Origin of the sequence: Nocardioides coralli (genome assembly GCF_019880385.1) — a bacterium.
Lineage (GTDB): Bacteria > Actinomycetota > Actinomycetes > Propionibacteriales > Nocardioidaceae > Nocardioides > Nocardioides coralli.
Genome location: NZ_CP082273.1, coordinates 1,230,114 through 1,253,101, shown reverse-complemented (window position 1 = coordinate 1,253,101; position 22,988 = coordinate 1,230,114). Strand labels below are relative to the sequence as shown.

21 protein-coding genes and 1 tRNA gene are annotated in these 22,988 nt (G+C 72.4%); 4 read left to right on the top strand and 18 right to left on the bottom strand.

From position 1 onward, the window contains the following. Positions 1-10: 10 nt before the first annotated feature. The 5 genes from K6T13_RS06145 to leuS all read right to left on the bottom strand — a co-directional run bounded on the left by K6T13_RS06145 (position 11) and on the right by leuS (position 7,290). Positions 11-2,197 carry a ComEC/Rec2 family competence protein gene (locus K6T13_RS06145; RefSeq protein ID WP_283247947.1) on the bottom strand — a complete coding sequence of 729 codons (2,187 nt, stop codon included), beginning with the start codon at positions 2,195-2,197 and terminating at the stop codon, positions 11-13. A 4-nt stretch (positions 2,198-2,201) separates the two neighbouring features. Then, complete coding sequence (locus K6T13_RS06140; RefSeq protein ID WP_222897634.1) at positions 2,202-3,083, bottom strand: ComEA family DNA-binding protein; 882 nt, start codon at positions 3,081-3,083, stop codon at positions 2,202-2,204. Between the two features lie 110 nt (positions 3,084-3,193). After that, a complete protein-coding gene (locus K6T13_RS06135) occupies positions 3,194-4,051 on the bottom strand; it encodes a DegV family protein (RefSeq protein ID WP_222897633.1) in 858 nt (285 codons plus the stop codon). Positions 4,052-4,060: 9 nt separating this feature from the next. After that, entirely contained in the window at positions 4,061-4,801 is a 741-nt protein-coding gene (locus K6T13_RS06130; RefSeq protein WP_222897632.1) for an SDR family NAD(P)-dependent oxidoreductase, read from the bottom strand. Next, positions 4,798-7,290, bottom strand: coding sequence for a leucine--tRNA ligase (leuS, locus tag K6T13_RS06125; protein WP_222897631.1), 2,493 nt, complete (start codon positions 7,288-7,290; stop codon positions 4,798-4,800). Before leuS ends, K6T13_RS06130 begins: the two co-directional genes overlap by 4 nt. 187 nt (positions 7,291-7,477) lie before the next feature. On the opposite strand from leuS, the gene K6T13_RS06120 reads away from it, so the two are divergent. Continuing rightward, positions 7,478-8,242 carry an SDR family NAD(P)-dependent oxidoreductase gene (locus K6T13_RS06120; RefSeq protein ID WP_222897630.1) on the top strand — a complete coding sequence of 255 codons (765 nt, stop codon included), beginning with the start codon at positions 7,478-7,480 and terminating at the stop codon, positions 8,240-8,242. 78 nt (positions 8,243-8,320) lie between these two features. Beyond that, on the top strand, positions 8,321-9,166 hold the full coding sequence (locus tag K6T13_RS06115; RefSeq protein ID WP_222897629.1) for a sensor histidine kinase: 846 nt from the start codon (positions 8,321-8,323) through the stop codon (positions 9,164-9,166). On the opposite strand, the gene K6T13_RS06110 is transcribed toward K6T13_RS06115, so the two are convergent. From K6T13_RS06110 to K6T13_RS06075, 8 genes are all read right to left on the bottom strand, one after another. Next, positions 9,091-9,480, bottom strand: a complete 390-nt coding sequence (locus K6T13_RS06110; protein WP_222897628.1) for a hypothetical protein — start codon at positions 9,478-9,480, stop codon at positions 9,091-9,093. The genes K6T13_RS06115 and K6T13_RS06110 overlap by 76 nt on opposite strands. Continuing rightward, a complete protein-coding gene (locus K6T13_RS06105; protein ID WP_222897627.1) occupies positions 9,477-9,848 on the bottom strand; it encodes a hypothetical protein in 372 nt (123 codons plus the stop codon). The genes K6T13_RS06110 and K6T13_RS06105 overlap by 4 nt, the downstream gene beginning before the upstream one ends. A 299-nt stretch (positions 9,849-10,147) precedes the next feature. After that, positions 10,148-10,223 (bottom strand) — tRNA-Ala (locus K6T13_RS06100). 97 nt (positions 10,224-10,320) lie between these two features. Next, positions 10,321-10,944, bottom strand: coding sequence for a histidine phosphatase family protein (locus K6T13_RS06095; protein ID WP_222897626.1), 624 nt, complete (start codon positions 10,942-10,944; stop codon positions 10,321-10,323). After that, on the bottom strand, positions 10,934-11,311 hold the full coding sequence (rsfS, locus tag K6T13_RS06090; protein ID WP_222897625.1) for a ribosome silencing factor: 378 nt from the start codon (positions 11,309-11,311) through the stop codon (positions 10,934-10,936). The genes K6T13_RS06095 and rsfS overlap by 11 nt, the downstream gene beginning before the upstream one ends. Then, complete coding sequence (nadD, locus tag K6T13_RS06085; RefSeq protein ID WP_283247955.1) at positions 11,308-11,940, bottom strand: nicotinate-nucleotide adenylyltransferase; 633 nt, start codon at positions 11,938-11,940, stop codon at positions 11,308-11,310. The genes rsfS and nadD overlap by 4 nt, the downstream gene beginning before the upstream one ends. Continuing rightward, positions 11,937-12,083 (bottom strand): hypothetical protein, encoded by a 147-nt coding sequence (locus K6T13_RS06080; RefSeq protein ID WP_222898366.1) that lies wholly within the window; start codon positions 12,081-12,083, stop codon positions 11,937-11,939. The genes nadD and K6T13_RS06080 overlap by 4 nt, the downstream gene beginning before the upstream one ends. Positions 12,084-12,103: 20 nt before the next feature. Beyond that, on the bottom strand, positions 12,104-13,363 hold the full coding sequence (locus K6T13_RS06075; protein ID WP_222897623.1) for a glutamate-5-semialdehyde dehydrogenase: 1,260 nt from the start codon (positions 13,361-13,363) through the stop codon (positions 12,104-12,106). 125 nt (positions 13,364-13,488) lie between these two features. On the opposite strand from K6T13_RS06075, the gene K6T13_RS06070 reads away from it, so the two are divergent. Next, positions 13,489-14,961 (top strand): lysyl oxidase family protein, encoded by a 1,473-nt coding sequence (locus tag K6T13_RS06070; protein WP_222897622.1) that lies wholly within the window; start codon positions 13,489-13,491, stop codon positions 14,959-14,961. 66 nt (positions 14,962-15,027) lie between these two features. Here the strand turns inward: K6T13_RS06070 and K6T13_RS06065 are convergent, their stop codons facing one another. From K6T13_RS06065 to K6T13_RS06050, 4 genes are all read right to left on the bottom strand, one after another. Next, on the bottom strand, positions 15,028-15,981 hold the full coding sequence (locus K6T13_RS06065; RefSeq protein WP_222897621.1) for an electron transfer flavoprotein subunit alpha/FixB family protein: 954 nt from the start codon (positions 15,979-15,981) through the stop codon (positions 15,028-15,030). A gap of 11 nt (positions 15,982-15,992) precedes the next feature. Beyond that, positions 15,993-16,769: an electron transfer flavoprotein subunit beta/FixA family protein gene (locus K6T13_RS06060; protein ID WP_430228074.1), complete on the bottom strand. Its 777-nt coding sequence runs from the start codon at positions 16,767-16,769 to the stop codon at positions 15,993-15,995. Positions 16,770-16,916: 147 nt separating this feature from the next. Continuing rightward, positions 16,917-17,258, bottom strand: coding sequence for a hypothetical protein (locus K6T13_RS06055; protein ID WP_222897619.1), 342 nt, complete (start codon positions 17,256-17,258; stop codon positions 16,917-16,919). A 34-nt stretch (positions 17,259-17,292) separates the two neighbouring features. Next, a complete protein-coding gene (locus tag K6T13_RS06050; RefSeq protein WP_222897618.1) occupies positions 17,293-18,072 on the bottom strand; it encodes an enoyl-CoA hydratase/isomerase family protein in 780 nt (259 codons plus the stop codon). A gap of 90 nt (positions 18,073-18,162) precedes the next feature. Between K6T13_RS06050 and glgX the strand changes: the two genes are divergently transcribed. Next, the gene (gene glgX / locus K6T13_RS06045) at positions 18,163-20,304 is read left to right on the top strand and encodes a glycogen debranching protein GlgX (protein ID WP_249423960.1); all 2,142 of its coding nucleotides are present in this window, start codon (positions 18,163-18,165) and stop codon (positions 20,302-20,304) included. Between the two features lie 41 nt (positions 20,305-20,345). Here the strand turns inward: glgX and glgP are convergent, their stop codons facing one another. Beyond that, the gene (gene glgP / locus K6T13_RS06040; protein WP_222897616.1) at positions 20,346-22,922 is read right to left on the bottom strand and encodes an alpha-glucan family phosphorylase; all 2,577 of its coding nucleotides are present in this window, start codon (positions 22,920-22,922) and stop codon (positions 20,346-20,348) included. Positions 22,923-22,988 lie beyond the last annotated feature (66 nt).

Below are 22,988 nucleotides of genomic sequence, written 5' to 3'. Positions count from 1 at the left end.
GGCCCGGACCCTATCGGGCCGTGGCGACACCCAGCTCGCCGTCCTCGACGGTCACCGCGACGTCGCCGTGGAGGTCGGTGCGGAGCAGCTCGAGTCCGGCGGCCTGCAGCGGTCGTACCGTGTCGGGCGAGGGGTGACCGTAGTCGTTGTCGACCCCCGCCGAGACGACGGCGACCCGGGCGCCGAGCCCGAGCAGCCAGCCGAGGTCCTGGTAGCGGCTGCCGTGGTGGGGCACCTTGAGGACGTCGACGGCCAGGTCCGGCCAGGTCCGGGCGAGCACCGCCTGACCCGGAGGCTCGAGGTCACCGGTGAGCAGGAGCCGGACGCCGCGCACCTCCACCAGGAGCACCACGCTGGTGTCGTTGGGGTTCTCCGACTCGAGATCGGGCGGGGGCCACAGCACCTGCAGGGTCGCCTCGCCCACGACCCGCGTCGCTCCGTAGGGCGAGGTGTCGCTGGTCTCGACCTCCCCGAGCGTGCGGTCGTCGTCGACCCCGCTCGCCCCGTCGACGTGGTCGGCGTGGTCGTGGGTGAGCACCATCAGGGGCACCTGCTCGACCCGCAGCCGGTCGAGGCAGCGGTCGACGGCACCCGGATCGGGTCCGGCGTCGACGACCACCGCCGCGCCGGCTCCGACCCGGACGGCGAGGGCGTCGCCCTGCCCGACGTCACAGGCGACCAGCACCCATCCCCTGGGCGGCCACCCGGGGGTCGGGAGCGGCACGGCCACCAGCAGCACCAGCAGACAGGCAGAGGACAGCCCGGGGACCGGAGCTCGCAGCAGGCGGGGCAGGGCCAGCGAGGTGACGACGGTCAGGACGGTGAGCCCGGCGATCGCGAGCACGCCCGTGCCCCACCCCACGGCCGCGGTGGGCAGGTCGGCGCCTCGTTCTGCGACGAGCACCAGCCAGGCGACGCACCAGCTCGCCAGCGTGCCGAGGAGCCGCCCGACCGGCGCCCACACCAGGCCGACGAGCCCGCCGGCCAGCCCCAGCACGGTGGCGGGCCCGATCACCGGCGCGACGAGCAGGTTGGCCCCGACCGCGACGAGGCTGACCTGGCCCGAGATGCCCGCGACCAGCGGCGTGCAGGCGAGCTGGGCGGCGAGCGGCACCGCGATCGCGCCGGCCAGCCACCGCGGCAGCCAGCGGGCGAGGGCGTCGCGGAAGCCGGGAGCGAGGAGCAGGATGCCGGCCGTGGCCACCGCCGACAGCGCGAAGCCCACCGAGACGGCGAGCTCGGGATCGACCAGCAGCAGGCCCACCACGGCGACACCCAGGGCGCGCGGGCCGCGCCGGCGGCCGTCGACGCCCATGCCGACCAGCGCGACGGTCCCCATCGCCGCAGCCCGGACCACGCTCGGCTCGGTCCGGGCGATCAGCACGAACCCGACGATCGCGAGCGCGCCGACCAGGTAGTGGCCGCGGCCGCGCACGCCGCACCAGCGCCCGGCCAGCAGCAGGAAGCCGACCACCAGCGTCAGGTTGGTGCCGGAGACCGCCAGCAGGTGGGTGAGGCCGGTGGCCCGGAACTGCTCGGCCAGTCCCTCGTCGAGCCCGGTGTCGTCGCCCACCACCAGCGCCGGGACGAGGGCACGCTGTGCCGCGGGCCGCTCCTCGACCGACGCGCGCAGCGAGGACCGGACCACCGCGGCGCCGCGCCACCAGACGTCCGGGGCCGCCACGACGTCCGGTGGACCGACGGTCGAGGCCACGGCGGCGAGGTCGCCGGAGCGGGGGCTCGCGAGCCGGGCGGTGAACCTGACGCGAGCGCCGAGCGGTGCCGTCGACCAGGCGGGGTCGGCGAGCAGCAGCACCGGCGAGCGCAGGTGGTACGTCGCCCCGCGGCCGGTCACGCTCCGCACCGACGCCCGGACGACCACTCCCTCGCCGAAGCCCGACCGCGTCGGCCGCGGGTCGGACGTCAGCACCGCCTCGGCCCTCACCACGGCTCCCTCCCGCGCGAGCTGCGCCACGGGGTCGCCCGAGACCTGCTCGGCACGCAGCAACGAGGTCGCGCCCACGGCTGCGAGCACGAGGACCGCCACCGCCAGGGTGCGACTGCCCCGTAGCCGGGCCAGCCCCAGGCCACCGAGGACCAGCACCAGGACGGCGACCGCGCCCACCAGGGCCGCCGCGAGGCCGCCGAGCCAGGCCGCGAGCGCGAGCGCCGGCATCCGCAGGTCGGGCCGCTCCACCTCGTCAGACCGTCACGAAGGGAGCCATCGCCTCCAGCGTCGCCTCACCGATGCCGTCGACCTCGAGCAGCTCCTCGGTGGCGGTGAACCCGCCGTTCTCCTCGCGCCAGCTGACGATAGCCTGAGCGGTGACCGGGCCGACCTCGGGCAAGGTCTCCAGCTCGGTGAGCGAGGCGGTGTTGATGTTGACGAGCGACCCTGCGGGCGGTCCCGGACCGGTGGGCAGCGCCGCGGTCGGGGCGAGGACCGGGAGCCCGACCAGGATCTGCTCACCGTCGACCAGCACCCGGGCCAGGTTGAGACCGGTGAGGTCGACACCGCGTCGGGCCCCTCCCGCCGCCTCCAGGGCGTCGACCACCCGCGCTCCGGCGTCGAGGACGACGATGCCGGGCCGGTGCACCTTGCCCGCGACGTCGACGGTCACCGTGGCGGCGGCGTCCGACGCGGTCGCGGGTGCGGTGGCCGGGCCGGCGGGGCTGCTGACGAGAGGTGAGCTGGTGGCCGCGGGGTCGGCCGGGGAGGTCGGGGTCACCGGGACGACCTCGGACGCCCCCGACCGCACCACCCACCAGGTGGTCACGGCCAGTCCCACCGCCACCAGCACCGCCACCACGGCCACCGGTCCCGGTCCGAGGCCCACCCGTCCACGGAGCGGCTCCGGCAGCCACGCGGCGTGGCGTCGCGGCCGACGGGAGGCGTGGCGGCCGGGAACCGGAAGCGGCGCCGGTTCGGGTACCGGCGCCGCCTCCGGTGGCGAGTCCCGGACCCCCGCAGGTGCCGGTGACGACGGGGTCGCGCTGCCGGCGGCAGCCAGCTCGGCGGCGAGCTGACCCAGCCGGCGGGAGACCGCGGCGTCGTGCTCGGCACGGGTGGGTCGGCTCGCCATGGCGCCGACGCTAGGAACCCGGACCGGGCCGCGGTAGCCCCGAACGGAAGCCTGTGGAGAACCGGCACGCGCAGGCGGCGTCCGGTGGCCGTGACGTGCGCTCCCGCGCCTCAGCCGAGCCGGGCGACGCAGACCGCGAGCATCCCCGGGCCCACGTGTGCCCCGAGCACCGCCCCCACCTCGCCGCAGCGGACCGCCCGTCCGTCGAGGTTGTCGACCAGCCGCGTGCCGAGCTGGTCGGCCAGGTGGTCGGCGCGATCGGGGTTGGCGAGATGGGCGACACCGATCTCGACGGGGCCGTCTCCTGCCGCCTCGACCGCGAGCTCGGCCAGCCGTGCCAGCGCGCGACCGGAGGTGCGGACCTTCTCCAGGGTCGCGACCCGCCCGTCCTCGATGGTCAGCAGCGGCTTGACGGCGAGCGCCCCACCGAGGAGGGCGGAGGCGGCGCCGATCCGGCCGCCGCGTCGCAGGTAGTCGAGCGTGTCGACGTAGAACAACGAGGTGGTGCCCTCCGCGCGGTCCCGGGCGGCCGCCGCGGCCTCGGCCGCCGAACCACCGCCGAGGACGACGTCCGAGGCGGCCAGCACCGCCAGCCCGGTGGCGATCCCCACCTGGCGGCTGTCGACGGCGTGGACCGGCACGGACGTGTCGCGAGCTGCGAGCTGCGCTGACTCGAAGGTGCCGCTCATGTCACCGGAGAGGTGCACCGACACGATCTCGGTGGCGCCGTCGGCGGCGGCACGCTCGTAGACCTCGCGCATCACCGCGGGCGAGGGCCGCGAGGTGCTGACCGGGCGGTAGTCACGCAGCGCTTCGGCGACCATCTCGGGGGTGGCACCGTCGGCGCCCTCGTCGTACGACGTCGCGCCGATCACGACCTGCAGGGGCACCACGACGATGCCGCGCTCCTCGGCCTCGGCCGGGGGCAGCGAGGCCGTGGAGTCGGTGACGACCACGGTCCGAGACATGGCGTGACCCTATCCGCCCAGCAGCTCGACCACCTCGCCAGCCGAGCCGTGGGAGAACAGTCGCAGCACCTCGCGGCACACCGCCGCAGGAGGAACGAGTGCGGGCAGGTGCTCGCGCTCCTCAGCGGGCAACGCCGCCCATTCCGCCTGTGCCCGGTCGAGCCCGATCCACCCGGGCACGACGGCCATGACCCGCGCGCCGCCCGTCGCGCCCGGATCAGACAACGAGGTGGTGAAGCGCACCAGGCCTGCCTTGGCCGCGGCGTACTCGGGTGACCGGTAGGCATCAGCTCCGAGGCCGGCGCTGGAGGAGATGTTGACGACGGCTGGGCTGCCGTCGTCCCGGCCACGCCTCCCAGCCAGGCCGTCGAGGAACAGCTGCGTGAGCCGCATCGGTGCTCTCAGGTTGACGTCCAGGGTTCGCCCCCAGTCCGTAGCCAGCGCGGCAGGCCACTGCTCCCCCACTGTCCACGCGCCCGCGTTGTTGACGAGCAGGTCAAGGCCGCCGAGGTCCCGTCCCCGCGCGGCGATGGCGACCAAGTCGGCGTCCTCGCCCACGTCGGCCCGCAACGGCCACGCGGGGACTCGAGACCTGCGAACGGCGGCGGCGGTCGCCTCCGCCGTGCCCGGGTCGCGGTCGACGACGAGCACGCTCGCGCCCGCGCGACCGAGGGCGAGCGCCAGCTCATGGCCGAGGCCGCCACCGGCACCCGTCACAGCCGCGAGCCGGTAGCGCAGGTCCACGATCACACCACGACGTTGACCAGCTTGGGCGCGCGCACGATCACCTTGCGCACCGGCGCCCCGTCGATCGCCCGCTGCACGGCAGGATCCGCCAGCGCCGCGGCCTCCAGGTCGGCGTCCGTGACGTCGGGGCTGACCTCCAGTCGCGCGCGCACCTTGCCCTTGACCTGCACGACGCAGGTCACGGACTCCTCCACCAGCAGCGCCTCGTCCACCGTCGGCCAGCCGGCGTCGGCGACCGTCGGGCGGTGGCCCAGCAGCTCCCACATCTCCTCGGCCGTGTACGGCGCCACCAGGCTCAGCACGATGGCCACCGCCTCGGCGGCCTCCCGGACGGCGGGGTCGGCCGGTCCGGCTCCCGAGTCGATCGCCTTCCGGGTGGCGTTCACCAGCTCCATGACCCGGGCCACCATGACGTTGAACCGGTAGCCCTCGACCAGGTCCGCCGCCTCCTGCAGCGTCCGGTGGGTGACGCGCCGCAGCTCGTCGTCCCCGGAGGCGGGGTCCGTGCCGGGCTCGGAGGTGACGTCACCGGCCAGCCGCCGCGCCCGCTGCAGGAACCGCAGGGAACCGGCCGGCGACATGTCGGCCCAGTCGATGTCGTCCTCGGGCGGCCCCGCGAAGACCAGCGTCAGGCGCACCGCGTCGACGCCGTACTCGCGCAGCTGCTCCCCCAGGCTGACGCCGTTGCCCAGCGACTTGCTCATCTTCTTGCCCTGGTTGATGACGATGCCCTGGTTCAGCTGCGCGGCGAACGGCTCGCGGAAGTCGACCATCCCCATGTCGGCCAGCGCCTTGGTGAAGAACCGCGCGTACAACAGGTGCAGCACGGCGTGCTCGACGCCGCCGACGTAGATGTCGCACGGCATCCAGGCGTTGACCAGCGCGGGGTCGAAGGCCTGCGTGTCGTCGTTCGGCGAGCAGAACCGGAACATGTACCAGGACGAGTCCACAAAGGTGTCCATGGTGTCGGAGTCACGCCGAGCGGCGCCGCCACACTGGGGGCAGTCGACGCTCACCCAGTCCTCGGCGGCGGCCAGGGGCGAGACCCCCTTCGGCTTCAGGTCGGCGCCGCGCAGCTCGGGCAGCTCGACCGGCAGCTCGTCCTCGGGGACCGGCACCTCGCCGCACCGGTCGCAGTGGATGATCGGGATCGGGACGCCCCAGTAGCGCTGCCGGCTCAGCAGCCAGTCACGCAGCCGGAAGTTGACCGTTCCCGTGCCGCGACCCTTGTCCTCCAGCCACGCGATGATCCGGGTCTTGGCCTCCTCGACCTCCAGCCCGTCCAGCGAGATCTCGTCGTTGGCCGAGTTGATGGCCGGGCCCTCGCCGACGTAGGCCTCGCCCTCCCAGCCCTCCGGCGGCTGCACGGTCCGGACGATCGGCAGCCCGAACTTCGTGGCGAAGTCCCAGTCGCGCTGGTCCTGCCCGGGGACCGCCATGATCGCCCCGGTGCCGTAGTCGGCCAGCACGTAGTCGGCGGCCCACACCGGGATCGACTCCCCGGTCAGCGGGTTGACCGCCGTGACCCCCAGGTCGACCCCGGTCTTGGGCCGGTCGGTCGACTGGCGTTCGATCTCGCTGGCCTTGCGGACCTCCTCGCGGTAGGCCTCGAACGCCGGCCGCTGCTCGTCGGTGACCAGCCGGTCGGCCAGGGCGGCGTCGGCGGCGACGACCATGAACGTCGCACCGAAGACCGTGTCAGGACGCGTGGTGTAGACGGTCAGCACCTCGTCGGTGCCCTCGATGGGGAACTCCACGTGAGCGCCCTCGGAACGACCGATCCAGTTCCGCTGGGCGGTGATGACGCGCTCGGGCCAGGTCGGGGCCAGCACGTCCAGCTGGTCGTGCAGCTCCTGGGCGTACTCGGTGATCCTGAAGTACCACTGGGTCAGCTCGCGCTTGGTGACCTCGGCCCCGCAGCGCTCGCAGTGGCCGTCGACCACCTGCTCGTTGGCCAGCACCGTCTGGTCCTGGGGGCACCAGTTGACCGGGCTGTTCTTGCGGTAGGCCAGGCCACGCTCCCGGAACTTCAGGAACAGCCACTGGGTCCAGCGGTAGTAGCTGGGGTCGCTGGTGTTGAAGCGACGGGTCCAGTCGAAGCTGATCCCGTAGTTCTGGAAGGACTCCAGCTGGGTGTCGATGTTGGCGTAGGTGTAGGTCGCCGGGTGCTCGTCGTTCTTGATGGCGGCGTTCTCCGCGGGCAGCCCGAAGGAGTCCCACCCCATCGGGTTCATGACCTCGTAGCCCCGCTGGCGCCAGTAGCGGGCGACCACGTCGTGCAGCGCGGTGACCTCGGCATGACCCATGTGCAGGTCGCCGCTGGGGTAGGGGAACATCGTCAGCGCGTAGCGCTTCTCGCGCGCCCCGCTCAGGACGACCTCGTCGTCGGCGGTGAAGGGCTGCATCTCCCGCCACACCCGCTGCCACTTCGTCTCGGCCGCGTGGACGTCGTACGCCGCGTCGCGCTCGGTCTGCTCGGTCTGCTCGCTCATCGTCTCTCTCGTCTCGTCGCTGCTCGTCGGTCGGGGCACGAAAAAGCCCCTCGCGCACGAGGGGCAGCCGCGTCGGGTGGTGCGTGACCGACGCGGCTAGGCAAGAAGCAGCGACCTGCGCATGGCCCCATGGTAGCCGAGGTGCCGCCGGCAGGGCACGGCTGCGGCCGCCCACTAGGGTCGGCCCATGAGCGGCGTCCTCGACCTGTTCCGGCTCGACGGCAAGGTGGCGGTCGTGACCGGCGCGTCCAGCGGACTGGGGGTCGCCTTCGCCCGGGCCCTGGCCGAGGCGGGCGCCGACCTGGTGCTGGGCGCGCGACGGGTCGACCGGCTCGAGGAGACCGCGCAGCTGGTGCGGGCCGCCGGTCGGCGCGTCGTCACGGTCGCCACCGACGTTGCCGACCCCGCGCAGTGCCAGGCCCTGGTCGATGCGGCGACGGACGCCTTCGGGCGGGTCGACGTGCTGGTCAACAACGCCGGCGTCGGCACCGCGGTGCCGGCGACCCGGGAGACACCGGAACAGTTCCGGAACGTCGTCGAGGTCAACCTCAGCGGCTGCTACTGGATGGCCCAGGCGTGTGGCCGGGTGATGGGGCCGGGCTCGAGCATCGTCAACGTCTCGAGCGTCCTCGCGCTCACCACCGCCGGGCTCCCCCAGGCGGCCTACGCCGCCTCCAAGGCGGGTCTGAACGGGCTGACCCGCGATCTCGCGCAGCAGTGGACCGGACGCAAGGGAATCCGGGTCAATGCGATAGCTCCGGGCTTCTTCGCCTCCGAGATGACCGACCAGTACCCCGAGGACTACCTCCGGTCGCAGCTGCCGCGGATCCCCGCCGGCCGGCACGGCGACCCCACCGAGCTCGCGGCGACCGTGGTCTGGCTCGCGTCCCCCGCTTCCGGCTACGTCACCGGCCAGGTCGTGCCGGTGGACGGCGGGCTCACGATCGCCTGACACGCCACCTCGTCGTTCTCCTGACGGCGGGGGGTCCTCAACCTAGACTCGTCTGACGACGACGAGAGCGTGGAGGTCATGAACGGGACTGGGACCGACGTCTCGGAGCTGACGAAGGAAGAGCTCGTCGCGGAGCTGTCAGCCACCCTCGAGGAGCTGAGCCGGACCCGCGACGAGCGCGACCTTGCCCGCAACCGGCTCGTCGCCAACGTGTCGCAGGACCTGCGGACGCCGCTGGCGAGCATTCAGGGCTACGTCGAGCTGCTCGAGGACGGCGAGCTCGGACGCCTCTCCCCCACGACCCTGAGCGCGGTCCGGACCATCGGTCGCAACGCCGAGCGGCTCGCGAGCCTGCTCGACGACCTGCTCCGGCCGCCGTCGGACAAGGGCCCCGCGGTCCCGTCGGAGCTGGCGGCCCTCGACCTGGTCGATCTCGACCTCGGTGAGCTGGTGCGGCAGAGCCAGAGCGCCCTGGAGTCGGTCGCGCGGCTGCGCGAGCTCGACCTGACCGTGTCGGTGGCCCCGCACCTGCGCCGGGTCAAGGCAGACCGCGAACGCATCGAGCAGGTGATCCTGGTCCTGGTCGGGAACGCCCTCAAGTACACCCCCAGCGGGGGTCGCATCTCCGTGACGGCCCAGGCCGCGCCCGAGGGGGTGGCGCTGACCGTCGTCGACAACGGGATCGGCATCTCCGCGGAGGACCTGCGCGCGCTGTTCGCCCCCGAGGTGCGCTCGTCCCTCGTCACGGCCAAGGAGATCGTCGACCGTCACGACGGCCGGCTGGTCGTCGACTCGACCGAGGGCGCCGGGACGACCGTGCGCGTGACCCTGCCGGCCCACCCCGGGGATCAGGGCGGGTTCGCTGCGTGGCGACGCAGCCACCCGAGCCCGAGGAACGGCAGCACCAACGGCACGAACCCGTAGCCGATGCCGTAGCCCGACCACACCGTCTGGTCGGGGAACATGTCCGCGCGGACCAGCGACAGCGTGCCGACCACGAGCACGCCGCACGCCTCGAACGCGCACGCGGCCACCGCCACCCGGTGGGCCCGCGCCGACGTACGTCGCAGGGCGACGGCGGCCACGAGGTAGACGGCCGCAGCGGCTGCCGAGAGCACGTACGCGAGTGGGGCCTCGTCGAAGGACGTCGTGATCTGGACCAGGGACCGGGCTCCGGCGGCCAGGGCGAAGACCGCGTAGACGGCGACGAGCACCTGACGGCCCGTCGAGGTCCTCACCGGGTCTGCACCAGGCGCAGGACGCACACCGCGACCGCGACGAGGGCGATCGCGACGACCCACAGCGACGCCTGGTCGGTGTCCGGGTCGTCCTCGGCCTGGGCGGGAGCGCGCCACACCAGGGCAGGCAGGAGGCCGGCTGCGGCCACGGCGTACCCGACGTGGGTCACCATGCTCTCGGGCCGGTCCGCGGCGTCGGCGCGGAGAAGCAGGCCGATGTCGGCGACCACGATGAACGCGACCAGGGCCTCGGCGGCCACGAGCGCACTGCGGACCGGGCGTTCGAGCCGGGTCACTCGCGTGGCGACGGCGGCGAGGACGGCGAGCACGAGCAGGAGACCTGCGGCGGTCCAGGCGAGGATCGTCACGGCGGGCAAGATTACGCGACCCCACCGCCCAGCCCGCGCCTCACCCTTCCGGGGGAGGCGCGCGCCGCTCCGGCAGGCTTCCATGAAAGGCGCCGGTGACCTCCGGTCGGGGATCGCCAGAGCCTCGGGGTCGTCATCACCCACGGAGGTCGCCGGACCAGCAGGAATCGCTTGGCGGCGACGGCGGGGTCGATCACGGGGGGATCCGGCCCCGTCGTTTCCTGCTCCTGCTCCGAAATGCCACAGAGCCGCTACCAGCTGCGCCGGCGCGGCCCTGAATGACTCTTCCTCGATCTCTCTGGTGGAGCTGAGGGGACTCGAACCCCTGACCCTCTGCATGCCATGCAGATGCGCTACCAGCTGCGCCACAGCCCCAGATCGTCACCCTTCCGGGCAACGAGCAGGAATACTAACGGGCCATCCCGAGCCACGCGAAATCGGGTTGGCCGACCGGGTCGCCGAGGGGCCGGGGTCAGGGCTGGTCGGGCCCGACGTTCCAGGAGCGCAGGCGCGCAGCGCCACCGGCGGGCACGTCGAGCACCGCCATCGCGCAGTTGTCGAGGACGCCCAGGGAACGGCCGTGCTCCACGGGCCAGCCGAGCAGCGCAGCCGTCGCCACCCGGAGGGCGGCGCCATGGGTGACGGCGACAGCGGTGGCACCAGGCGCGACCGTGGCCACCAGCTCACGGCAGGCCGGCACGATCCGCGCCAGCACGTCCGCGGTGCCCTCCGCGCCCCGGACGGCGTCGTAGCTGCCCCCGAGCCACGCGGCGTGCTCCTCGGGGTGGGCCGCGGCGAACTCCGCGACCGTCAGGCCGGTCCGCTCCCCCACGTCGTACTCACGCAGCCGTGGGTCCAGCCGTGCCACGAGGCCGGTCTCCTTCTCGACGTACGCCGCGGTCTGCCGTGCCCGCGCGAGGTCGGAGCTCCAGAGCGCTTCGGGCTCGAGTCGCGCCACGTACGGCGCCACGGTGGCGGCCTGCGTGTGGCCCACGTCGTCGAGCTCGACGTCAGCGTGGCCCTGCGCCCGGTGCTCGGCGTTCCACGCGGTGCGGCCGTGCCGGAGCAGCACCAGCCGCCTCGCGTCAGCGGCCACCGGTGGCCACGTCGGCCGGCAGCTCGATGGTGGGGCAGTCACGCCACAGCCGCTCGAGGGCGTAGAACTGCCGCTCCTCCTCGTGCTGCACGTGCACCACGATCTCGCCGTAGTCGATGAGCACCCAGCGCCCGTCGCGCTCCCCTTCCCGACGGATCGGCTTGGCGCCGATCTCGCGCAGCTTGTCCTCGACCTCGTCGACGATCGCCTTCACCTGGCGGTCGTTGCTGCCGGAGGCCAGGAGGAAGGCGTCGGTGATGGCGAGCTGGTCGCTGACGTCGTAGGCGAGGAGATCGGTGGCGAGCTTGTCGGCGGCCGCACGGGCGGCGGTGTGGACGAGCTCCACGGCGTGGTCGGTGGCGGTCATGCTGCTCCGGTCTCGGTGTAGAGGTGGTGCTTGGCGATGTACTGGACGACCCCGTCGGGGACGAGGTACCAGACCGGCTCACCCTTGGCTGCCCGCTCACGGCAGTCCGTGGACGAGATCGCCAGGGCCGGGATCTCGACCAGGGTGACCCGGTCGTCGGGGATGTCGGCAAGCATCGACGGGTCCATGCTGTAGCCCGGTCGGGTGCAGCCCACGAAGTGCGCCAGCTCGAAGAGCCGGCCGGCGTCGCGCCAGGTGAAGATGTCGGCGAGCGCGTCGGCGCCGGTGATGAAGTAGAGCTCGGTGTCGGGGAGCTCGCGATGGAGGTCCTGGAGCGTGTCGATGGTGTAGGTCGGACCCGCCCGGTCGATGTCGACGCGCGACACCCGGAACCGCGGGTTGGCCGCCGTCGCGATGACCGCCATCAGGTAGCGGTCCTCGGCGGCGGACACGTCGCGGTCGGACTTCTGCCAGGGGTCGCCGGTGGGGACGAAGACGACCTCGTCGAGGCCGAACCAGGCCTGGACCTCGGACGCCGCGACGAGGTGGCCGTGGTGGATCGGGTCGAAGGTGCCACCCATGACCCCGACCCGGCGGGTCGGGGTGGTGGACGTGGTCGTGTCGCTCAGCTGTGCTCGCGTCCTCCGCCGAAGGCGACGAGCCCACCGAGCAGACCGAGCAGGATCACGAGCGAGACGACGCCGATCCCCCAGCTGAGGGCGTGGTCGACCTCGTGGTGGGACTCGGTGGCCATGGTGACGATCATCGACATGGGCGTCATGGTATCGGTCGTCACCGGACGTGGCCCGCTCCGGTGACCACGTACTTGGTCGAGGTCATCTCGGGCAGCCCCATGGGCCCCCGGGCGTGGAGCTTCTGGGTGCTGATGCCGATCTCGGCCCCGAAGCCGAACTCCGCACCGTCGGTGAACCGGGTGGAGGCGTTGACCAGGACGGCGGCGGAGTCGACGGCGGCCACGAAGTGCCGGGCGGCTCCCTGGTCCTCGGTCACGATCGCGTCGGAGTGGTGGCTGGAGTGGCGATGGATGTGCTCGATCGCCTCCGCCAGGTCGGGCACGACCCGGGCCGAGATGTCCAGCGAGAGGTACTCGGCGGCCCAGTCGTCGTCGGTGGCGGGCACCACGCCGTCGTACGCCGCGAACGTCTCGTCGCCGTGGATGGTGACCCCGGCGCCCTGCAGCGCCTCGACCACCCGCGGGAGGAACTGCTGAGCCACCGCCTGGTGGACCAGCAGCGACTCGGCAGCGTTGCACACGCTCGTGCGGTGGGTCTTGGCGTTGAGGACGATCGCCAGGGCCCGGTCGAGGTCGGCTCCGGCGTCCACGTAGACGTGACAGTTGCCCACGCCGGTCTCGATGACGGGCACCGTCGACTCCTCCACCACCGAGCGGATCAGTCCCGCGCCGCCGCGAGGGATCAGCACGTCCACCAGGCCGCGGGCCCGCATCAGCTCCTTGACGCTGTCGTGGGTGTCGCCGGGCACCAGCTGCACGACGTCGGGGTCGAGCCCGGTCCGCTCGGCGGCCCCACGCAGCAGCTCGACCACCGCGGCGTTGGAGGACCGGGCGCTGGAGGACCCCCGCAGCAGGACGGCGTTGCCGGACTTGAGGCAGATCCCCGCCGCGTCGGCCGTGACGTTGGGTCGAGCCTCGTAGACGATGCCGACCACACCGAAGGGCACCCGGACCTGCCGCAGCTCCAGGCCGTTGGCGAGCACGCTCCCGCGCACCACCTCCCCGACCGGGTCGGGCAGTGCGGCGACGTCGCGCAGGCCCTCGGCCATGGCCGCCACCCGGTCGGGCGAGAGGCGCAGCCGGTCGAGGATGTTGGCGGGCGTGCCACCCGCCTCGGCCCGTTCGAGGTCCGCGGCGTTGGCGGCCAGGACCCGGTCGCCGCCGGCGGCGAGGTCGTCGGCCATCGCGTGCAGGGCGGCGTCCTTCTCCGCTCGTGTCGCGAGCGCCAGGCGCCGTGCCGCGGCCCGGGCACGCTCGGCCACGGCCCGGAATCCGCTGCCGGCGTCGGTGGCTGCCATGTCCCGAGCGTAGTCCCGGGCCGACATCCACCCCGAATCTCGGCGTCCGGGCAACCGATGGGACAAGATGTGCGTCATCACTGTGCACGGGGGCATCGGGTCCCCCTGTCCGAAAGAGGAAACCCATGTCTCGTCGCACCCTCGCCACCGGGATCGCCGCTGCCGTCGCAGCGGGCTCTCTGGCACTCACCACGCCTGCCGCGAGCGGCGACGAGCCGGCCCCGCTGCCGTCGTCCCCACTCAGCCTGCAGGGCCCGGAGCGGATGGTCACCGAGAGCTGGCGCGGCCAGGTCTGGACCGACTTCGGGCTGCGGCTGGTCGCCGGCGACGAGCCGGTCGCCATCTGGTCGACCCGCCCGTCCTACGACGACCCGATCACCAGCGTCTGGCGGACCTCCGGTGGCGACGTGCCCCTCCCCGCCGACGCGATGCCCACGTTCTCGGGGCTGTCGTCCTTCGCGCAGGTCTCGGTCGCCAACCGGGACGGCAAGGTGATCCGACGCTTCGACGCCCCCGCGTGCCTCAACGGCTACGACGTCCAGCGGGTCCACCCCTCCGCCCCGGCCGAGTCGCCCTATCCCCACGGCTGCCCCTGGAACCCCTACACGCTGGGCTCGGTGATGGGGATCCAGACCGGCTGGTCGAGCCCCCTGCTCAACGAGTGGAGCATGTCGATGCGGCTCAAGCCGGGCCGCTACGACGTCACCGGCACGATCCTCCCCGCCTGGGTCGACTTCTTCGGGATCGCGCCCGAGGAGGCGACCTCCACGACCCGGCTGGTGGTCCGCCGCGCCAAGGACGGCCGGCAGGCACGGCCGGAGCGCCCCGCCGCCCGTAGCGGTCCGGTCGCGCGACCTGCCGCCCACGAGCCGGAGTCGAGGAGCGCCGGCACCGTGGTGCCGGCCACGGCACCCAACCTCAAGTCGTTGCCGGCCTTCCACATCGGGCTGAACCGCAAGGGGACCCAGCTCCGCTTCGGCGCCAACGTGTGGAACGGCGGCGGCGGACCGCTCGTCGTCGACGGCTTCCGGCCTGCCGACGGTCACGGGCACGACCACCACATGGTGGCCTACCAGTACTTCTTCGACGGTGAGGGCAACCAGACCGGCTACGAGCAGATCGGCCGGTTCCACTGGCACGGGGCCAACCACCAGCACTGGCACTTCGAGGACTTCGCGGGCTACCGCCTCCTGGACAGCGACATGAACCTGGCGGTCCGCTCCCGCAAGGCGTCGTTCTGCCTGGCCAACACCGATGCCGTCGACTACACGATCCCCGACGCCGACTGGCAGCCCGGCAACACCGACCTGGGCAGCGCCTGTGGCGGCCGCGACGCGCTCTCGCTGCGGCAGGTCCTGTCCAACGGCTCGGGAGACACCTACCACCAGTACCGCGCCGGCCAGGCCTTCGGGATCAAGAACCTGCCGGACGGGGTCTACTACATCGAGGTCGTCGCCAACCCCAACGGGATCATCGTCGAGTCCGACGAGACCGACAACGTCTCGCTGCGCAAGGTGCGGATCGGCACCGGGCGCAAGGGCAAGCGCTTCGTGCGGGTCCCCCGGGTGGGCGTCATCGACGAGCACTCCGGCTGGTAGCCGCCACACGACGAGGCCCCCGTCACCCGGTCCGGGTGGCGGGGGCCTCGTACGTCGGGGCCGGGATCAGCCCTTGCGCTCGGTCACCTTCTCGGCCGCAGCCGGGAAGACGCTGTGCAGGTCGCCGACGACGCCGAAGTCGACGAGCTCGAAGATCGGCGCCTCCTCGTCCTTGTTGACGGCCACGATCGTCTTGGAGGTCTGCATGCCGGCCCGGTGCTGGATGGCCCCGGAGATGCCGCCGGCGATGTAGAGCTGCGGCGAGACGGTCTTGCCGGTCTGGCCGATCTGGAAGGAGTGGGCGATCCAGCCGCTGTCGACGGCCGCGCGGGAGGCGCCCACGGCCGCACCCAGCGAGTCTGCGAGCTTCTCGACCGGCGCGAAGTCGCCCCCGGTGCCGCGCCCGCCGGCGACCACGATCGCCGCCTCGGTCAGCTCGGGTCGGCCGGAGGCCTTGCGGGGCTGCGAGGCCACGATCTGCGCCTTCTTCGCGCTGTCGGACACCGTGGCCGCGAACTCCTCGACCGCGGCGGCGCCGGCGGCCTCCTCCGGGGTGGCGGAGTTGGGCTTGACGGTGATGACCGGCACCCCGGTGGTGACCTTGGCGGTCACCGTGTAGTTGCCGGCGAAGACGGACTGGGTGGTCGTCCCGTCCTCGGCCACGTCGACGGCGTCGGTGATGAGGCCGGAACCGATCTTGATCGCGAGCCGGGCCGCGATCTCCTTGCCCTCGAACGTTGAGGGGATCAGGACCGCGGCGGGGCTGGTCTTGTCGACCAGCTGCTGCAGGGCCTCGGCCTTGGGGGCCACCAGGTAGCCCTTGATGTCGGCGTCGTCGACGACGTAGACCTTCTCGGCGCCGTAGGCCTTGACCTTGTCGGCCGCCGCGGCGCCCTGGTCGCCGGCTCCGATGAAGACCGCGGAGGGCTCGCCCAGCCGGCGGGCGATCGTGAGGAGCTCGTAGGTGGGCTTCTTGACCTCGCCGTCGGCGTGGTCGACGAGTACCAGGACTTCAGACATCAGCAGCCTCCTCAGATGAACTTCTTGGACGCGAGGAAGTCGGCCAGCGCGCCCGCGCCCGAGCCGTCCTCGTCGGTGACGATCTCGCCCTGGGTACGGGGCGGCCGCTCGGTGGTCTCGACGACCTCGGACCAGGCGACGGAGAGCCCCACGTCGCCGGCGTCGACGCCGAGGTCGGCCAGGCCCCAGGTCTCCAGCGGCTTCTTCTTGGCCGCCATGATGCCCTTGAACGAGGGGTAGCGCGCTTCGCCGCTCTGGTCGGTCACCGACAGCACGAGCGGCATCGTGGCGCCCACGACCTCGGTGGCCGTGTCGCCGTCACGCTTGATCCGGACCTGGTCGCCCTGGGTCTCGATGACCGAGGCCAGCGTCACCTGCGGGAGGTCGAGCCGCTCGGCCAGCATCGCCGGCACGACGCTCATGGCGCCGTCGGTCGAGGCCATGCCGCACATGACGAGGTCCACCGAACCGATCTTCTCCACGGCCTTGGCGAGCACCAGCGAGGTCGCGATCGCGTCGGACCCGGCGATGGCGTCGTCGACGACGTGGACGCCCTCGTCAGCACCCATCTGCAGGGCCTTGCGGACCGCGTCGACACCACCCTCGGGTGCGACCGTCAGCGCGGTGACCTTCACCTCGTCGGGGTTGCCGGACTTCTCCTTGATCTGGAGCGCCTGCTCGACGGCGTACTCGTCGAGCTCGGACAGCAGGCCGTCGACGCCGTCGCGGTCCACGGTCAGGTCCTGCTCGAAGTGCCGGTCGGCGGTCGCATCGGGCACGTACTTCACACAGACGACAATGTTCATGGGTGGTTGCGGCCGGTCAGGCCCCTCCTGTGCTCTCGGGTTGCGGTCGAGGTTACTAGCGAGTCACCTGGCTTTGAACCTCACGGCCGGTGGAGTGGCTCACACCGGCCGTGGGCCCGGGTCCGGGGCTCAGGGACGCACCACACGGTCGATGATCCGACCGACGACGAGGTAGGCCACTGCCCCCAGGCCCCAGTTGACCAGGGCGTTCTTGACGTCGGCGTTGCTGCCGGCGAACTCCTTGATGCCGTTCCTGCGCGAGAAGATCCCGAGGTCCACCGCGTCGGCGCCGCTGGTGACGAAGTCGACCAGCGCGTTCTTCTCGTTCGCGTCGAGAGCGACGAGCAGCGCGCCCACCGCGAGGAAGAGCGCGCAGACCACGAAGACCAACCAGACGGCCTGGGCCACCCGGGTGCGGGCCTTGGTGACGGTGCCCGCCGACTGCTCGGGCTTCAGCTTGCGTTCGGCCATGGCGCGGATCCTATTGCCGGAGGCGCCGTCCTCGTCAGCGGCCCCGGAACTGGGCCTTGCCCGGGCCGTGCTCGACGAAGGACTGCATGCCGACGGTGCGGTCCTCGGTGGCGAACAGGGCGGCGAACTGCTGCCGCTCGATCTCCAACCCGGTGTCGAGGTCCACCTCGAGCCCCCGGTCGACGGCCTCCTTCGCCGCGCGCAGCGCGTACGACGCGGCACCGGCGAACTGCCCGGCCCACGCCAGCGCCTCCTCGTAGACCTGCTCGGCCGGGAGCACGCGGTCGACCAGCCCGAGGGCCAGCGCCTCGTCCGCCTTGACGAAGCGACCGGTGAAGATCAGCTCCTTGGCCCGGCTCGGGCCGACCAGGCGCGTGAGCCGCTGCGTCCCACCTGCACCCGGGATGATCCCGAGCTGGATCTCCGGCTGCCCCAGGACGGCGTCCTCGGCCGCGAACCGCACGTCGGCGCACAGCGCGAGCTCGCACCCACCCCCCAGCGCATAGCCGTTCACCGCCGCGACGACGGGCTTCGGGATCCGCGCCACCGCGCTGAAGGCCGTCTGCAGCCTTCCGGAGCGGACGACCATGTCGGTGTAGGAGAGGTCGGCCATCTCCTTGATGTCGGCGCCGGCGGCGAAGACCCGCTCGCCGCCCCAGATGACGACGGCCTTCACGTCGTCGCGGTCGCCCGCCTCCGTGGCCGCGGCCCGGATCTCCTCCTGGACCTGCGCGTTGAGCGCGTTCATCTTCGGCCGGTCGAGGCGGATCGTGCCGACTCCGTCGGCGACCTCGAGGCGCACGAACTCCGACATGCTGGTGACTCCTCCGTCGAGTGCGGGTGGTGGCGCGAGCCTACGAGGCCGCGTCGGCGTGTCGGCAGCCCCATGGGCTTGAATGGGTCGGTGAGCCACAACACCTGGCGCTGGCGCCATCGTGACGAGACCGCCCCGGTGTGGCCCGGCTTCCACCAGCTGCTCGGGGCGACGTGGGCCGCCGAGGCCACCAACTTCGCGGTGTGGTCACCGGAGTCGACGGCGATGTGGGTCTGCCTGTTCGACGACGACGGCGCGGAGGTCCGGCACCGCCTCACGGAGCACACCCTCGGGGTCTGGCACGGGGCGATCCCCGGCGTCCAGGTGGGGCAGCGCTACGGGTACCGGGCCGACGGTCCCTGGGACCCCGCCCACGGGCGCCGCTTCAACCCCGAGAAGCTGCTCCTCGACCCCTACGCGCGCGCGGTCAGCGGCGGGGTGACCCCCGGCCCGGCCACACTCCCCCACGACACCGCCCACCCCTCGCGGCGCAGCACCCTCGACTCGGCGCCCGCCGTCCCCCGCTCGGTCGTCGTGCACGACGACTTCGACTGGGGTGAGGACCTCCCGCTCCGCACCCGGTGGCGCGACACCGTCATCTACGAGCTCCACGTGAAGGGCTTCACCGCCCTGCACAACGAGATCCCACCGGAGCTGCGCGGGACCTATGCGGGGCTGGGCTCCCACACCGTCACCCGCTACCTCAACGACCTCGGGGTGACGGCGGTGGAGCTGCTGCCGGTGCACCAGTTCGCGACGGAGCCCGCCGTCGCCGAGCGCGGCCTGGTCAACTACTGGGGCTACAACTCCCTCGGCTTCTTCGCCCCGCACGCGGCGTACTCCTCGACCGGCGACCGGGGCCAGCAGGTGACCGAGTTCAAGCAGATGGTGCGCAACTTCCACACCGCCGGCATCGAGGTCATCCTCGACGTCGTCTACAACCACACCGCCGAGGGCGGTCCCGACGGGCCGAGCTACAGCTTCCGCGGACTCGACGACTTCGGCTACTACAAGCGGTCCGGCACCGGGGGCGACGCCTACTGGGACGTCACGGGCTGCGGCAACACCGTCGACACGACCAACACCGGCGCCCTGCGGCTGATCCTCGACTCCCTGCGCTACTGGGTGACCGAGATGCACGTCGACGGCTTCCGGTTCGACCTCGCGTCCGCGCTCGCGCGGACCGGGCACGACGTCGACATGGCGGGGGCGTTCCTCACCACCATCGGGCAGGACCCGGTGCTGCGGCACGTCAAGCTGATCGCCGAGCCGTGGGACGCCTCCATGGACGGCTACCAGGTCGGCTCGTTCCCCCCACCGTGGGTGGAGTGGAACGACCGCTACCGGGACACCGTGCGGGACTTCTGGCGGGGCGCGTCCCACGGCGTCCGCGAGCTGGCGAGCCGGATGGCGGGGTCCTCGGACCTCTACGCGGACGACGGCCGCTCGCCCTACACGTCGGTCAACTTCGTCACGGCCCACGACGGGTTCACGATCCGCGACGCCGTCTCCTACGAGCACAAGCACAACGAGGACAACGGCGAGGGCAACCGCGACGGGTCCCCCGACAACCGCTCGTGCAACCACGGGGTCGAGGGAGAGACCGACGACGAGTCCGTGCAGCGGCTGCGGCGTCGTCAGGCGATGAACATGATGGTCACGCTGTGCCTGTCCTCGGGTTCACCGATGATCACCGCGGGGGACGAGCGCGGCCGCACCCAGCGCGGCAACAACAACGCCTACTGCCAGGACAACGAGATCTCCTGGGTCGACTGGCGGCCCGACGACGCCTGGCTCGACGTCTACGAGGTGGTGAAGGCGGCGCTGCGGCTGCGGCGCGAGCACCCGGCCCTGCGGCAGCGGCACCACTTCGTCGGCGCCCCGACCATCGACGGTGGCCCGAAGGACCTGGCGTGGCTGCACCCGGAGGGCCGGGAGATGCGCCAGCACGACTGGTACGACGACACCCTGCAGGTGCTCGGCATGTTCGTGTCCGGCGACCCGTTGCGCTCCCCGGGCAGGCGTGGGGAGCAGCAGCGGGACGCCTCCTTCGTGACCTGGTGCAACGCCGGCGCGGAGCCCGTCACGGCGCTGCTCCCCGAGAACGCGTGGGTGCGCACCGGAGAGGTCGTGCTGAGCACCGACCCCGCCATCACGGTCGGCAGCCCTGTCGAGGTCGGGCAGGCGCTCGACCTCGACGCCCGGTCCGTCGTGGTGCTGCGCCAGACCTGACCCGCCAGACCGGATCCACCGGGTCGGTCAGGCGGGTCCGGTCAGGCTGGCAGCGCGACGACGCCGAGCTCGGCGGCACTGGCGAGCAGGTCGTGGCGGGGCACCACCCGGACCGTGTAGCCGAAGGCACCGCTGCGTGCCAGGGTGACCGACCCGTCGAACCGGTGCCGCCCACCCTGGTAGCTCTCGGCGAGGGTGAGCGCCTCGCTCTGGCTGGACACCAGCTGGTCCTCGCTGTCGGTCACGCCGTGCACCAGCTGGACCTCGACGTCCTCTGGCGAGAGGTCACCCAGCGACACGAAGGCGCGCACCGAGAGCAGGGTCCCGATCTCAGGAGCGTCGCCGACGCCGCTGCTCTCCACGTGCTCGACGCGGACGCCGGACCAGCCCTCCCGGACCCGGTGCTTCCACTGCGAGAGCTGGGCGGCGCCCTTGTAGTCCGCGTTGAGCTTGCGACCGGTCACGGCAGCCGGGGTGTAGAGCTGACGGACGTAGTCACGGACCATCCGGGTCGCGAGCACCCTGGGACCGAGGGACTTCAGCGTGTGGCGGACCATCTCCAGCCAGCGTCCGGGGGCGCCGTCCTCCCCGACGTCGTAGAAGCGGGTCGCCACCTCGTTCTCGATGAGGTCGTAGAGCGCCGTCGCCTCGAGGTCGTCCCGGCGGTCGGGGTCCTCGAGGCCGTCGGCGGACGGGATGGCCCAGCCGTTGCTGCCGTCGAACCACTCGTCCCACCAGCCGTCGAGGATCGACAGGTTCAGGCCACCGTTGAGGGCCGCCTTCATGCCGGAGGTGCCGCACGCCTCGTAGGGACGCAGCGGGTTGTTGAGCCACACGTCGCAGCCGGGGTAGAGCGGCTGTGCCATGCCGATGTCGTAGTTGGGCAGGAAGACGATGCGGTGCCGCACCTCCGGGTCGTCGGCGAAGCGGACGATCTCCTGGATCAGCTTCTTGCCGCCGTCATCGGCGGGGTGCGCCTTGCCGGCGATGACGAGCTGCACCGGACGCTCCGGGTGGAGCAGCAGCGACTTGAGCCGCTCCGGGTCGGAGAGCATCAGGGTGAGCCGCTTGTAGGACGGCACGCGTCGCGCGAAGCCGATGGTCAGCACGTCGGGGTCGAGGACGGAGTCGATCCAGCCGAGCTCGGCGGGCGAGGCGCCCCGCCGGGTCCACGAGTCGGTGAGCCGCCGACGGGCGTCCTCGATGAGGCGTTGCCGCAGCACCCGCTTGGTCGCCCAGATCTCGGGGCCGGGGATCTTGTCCACCGTGGCCCAGAACGAGTCGGCGTCGTCGGCCCCGCCGTCGGCGCCGTGTGCCTCCGCGAGCTCGAAGACCTCCCGGCCCACCCACGTCGGCCCGTGCACGCCGTTGGTGATCGAGGTGATCGGGACCTCGGCCTCGTCGAACGCGGGCCACAGGCCGTTGAACATCTCCCGCGACACGTGTCCGTGGAGCTGGGAGACGCCGTTGGCGCGCTGTGCGAGCCGGAAGCCCATCACGGCCATGTTGAAGACGCCGGGGTCACCGCCCTCGTAGTCCTCGGTGCCGAGGGCCAGCACCCGGTCGACGGGGACGCCGGGCACCGGTGAGGCGCCGGCGAAGTACTGCTCCACGAGCTCGCGCGGGAACCGGTCGATCCCCGCCGGCACGGGCGTGTGGGTGGTGAACACGGTCGAGCCTCGACTCACCTCCAGGGCGGTGTCGAAGTCGAGCTCCGGGCCCGAGCCGGCCACGGAGAGCTCGCGGATCCGCTCGATGCCGAGGAAGCCGGCGTGCCCCTCGTTGGTGTGGAAGACCTCCGGCTCCGGTGCCCCGGTGATCCGGGACCAGGCCCGGAGCGCCCGAACGCCGCCGATGCCGAGCAGCAGCTCCTGACGCAGCCGGTGCTCGCTGTTGCCGCCGTACAGGCGGTCGGTGACGGCCCGGAAGTGGTCGGGGTTCTGCTCGACGTCCGTGTCGAGGAGCAGCAGCGGGACCCGGCCCACGTGGGCGACCCAGATCCGGGCCACCAGCTCCTCCCCGCCGGCGAGGGTCAGGGTGACGAGCGCCCGCGAGCCGTCCTCCTCGTGGAGGAGGGACAGCGGCAGCTCGTCGGGGTCGAGCACCGGGTAGGTCTCCTGCTGCCAGCCCTCGCGGGAGAGGGACTGGGTGAAGTAGCCGTGCTTGTAGAGCAGGCCGACGCCCACCAGCGGCACGCCGAGGTCGGAGGCTGCCTTGAGGTGGTCACCCGCGAGGATCCCGAGGCCGCCGGAGTACTGCGGCAGCACCGCGGTGATGCCGAACTCCGGGGAGAAGTAGGCGATCGACCGTGGCGCCTCGGCCTGCTTCTGGAACCAGCTGTCGCCGTTCAGGTAGCGCTCGAGGTCGGCAGCGGCCCCGCCGAGCAGGTCCAGGAAGGCCTGGTCAGCGGCCAGGGCCTCCAACCGGGCGGGGTCGACGGCACCCAGCAGCCGGACCGGGTCGCGGCCGGTGGACTCCCACAGCTCGGAGTCCACGGCGGCGAAGACGTCCTGGGTGGGCGGGTGCCAGCACCAGCGGAGGTTGCCCGCGAGCGTCCCGAGGGCGGCCAGGGCCGGCGGCAGGACGGGGCGGACGGTGAATCGACGAATTGCACGCACCGGACGACGGTAGCGCCAACGACTTGAACGATCCAACATCTGGGCGGATCGGGGGGATCCGGCTTG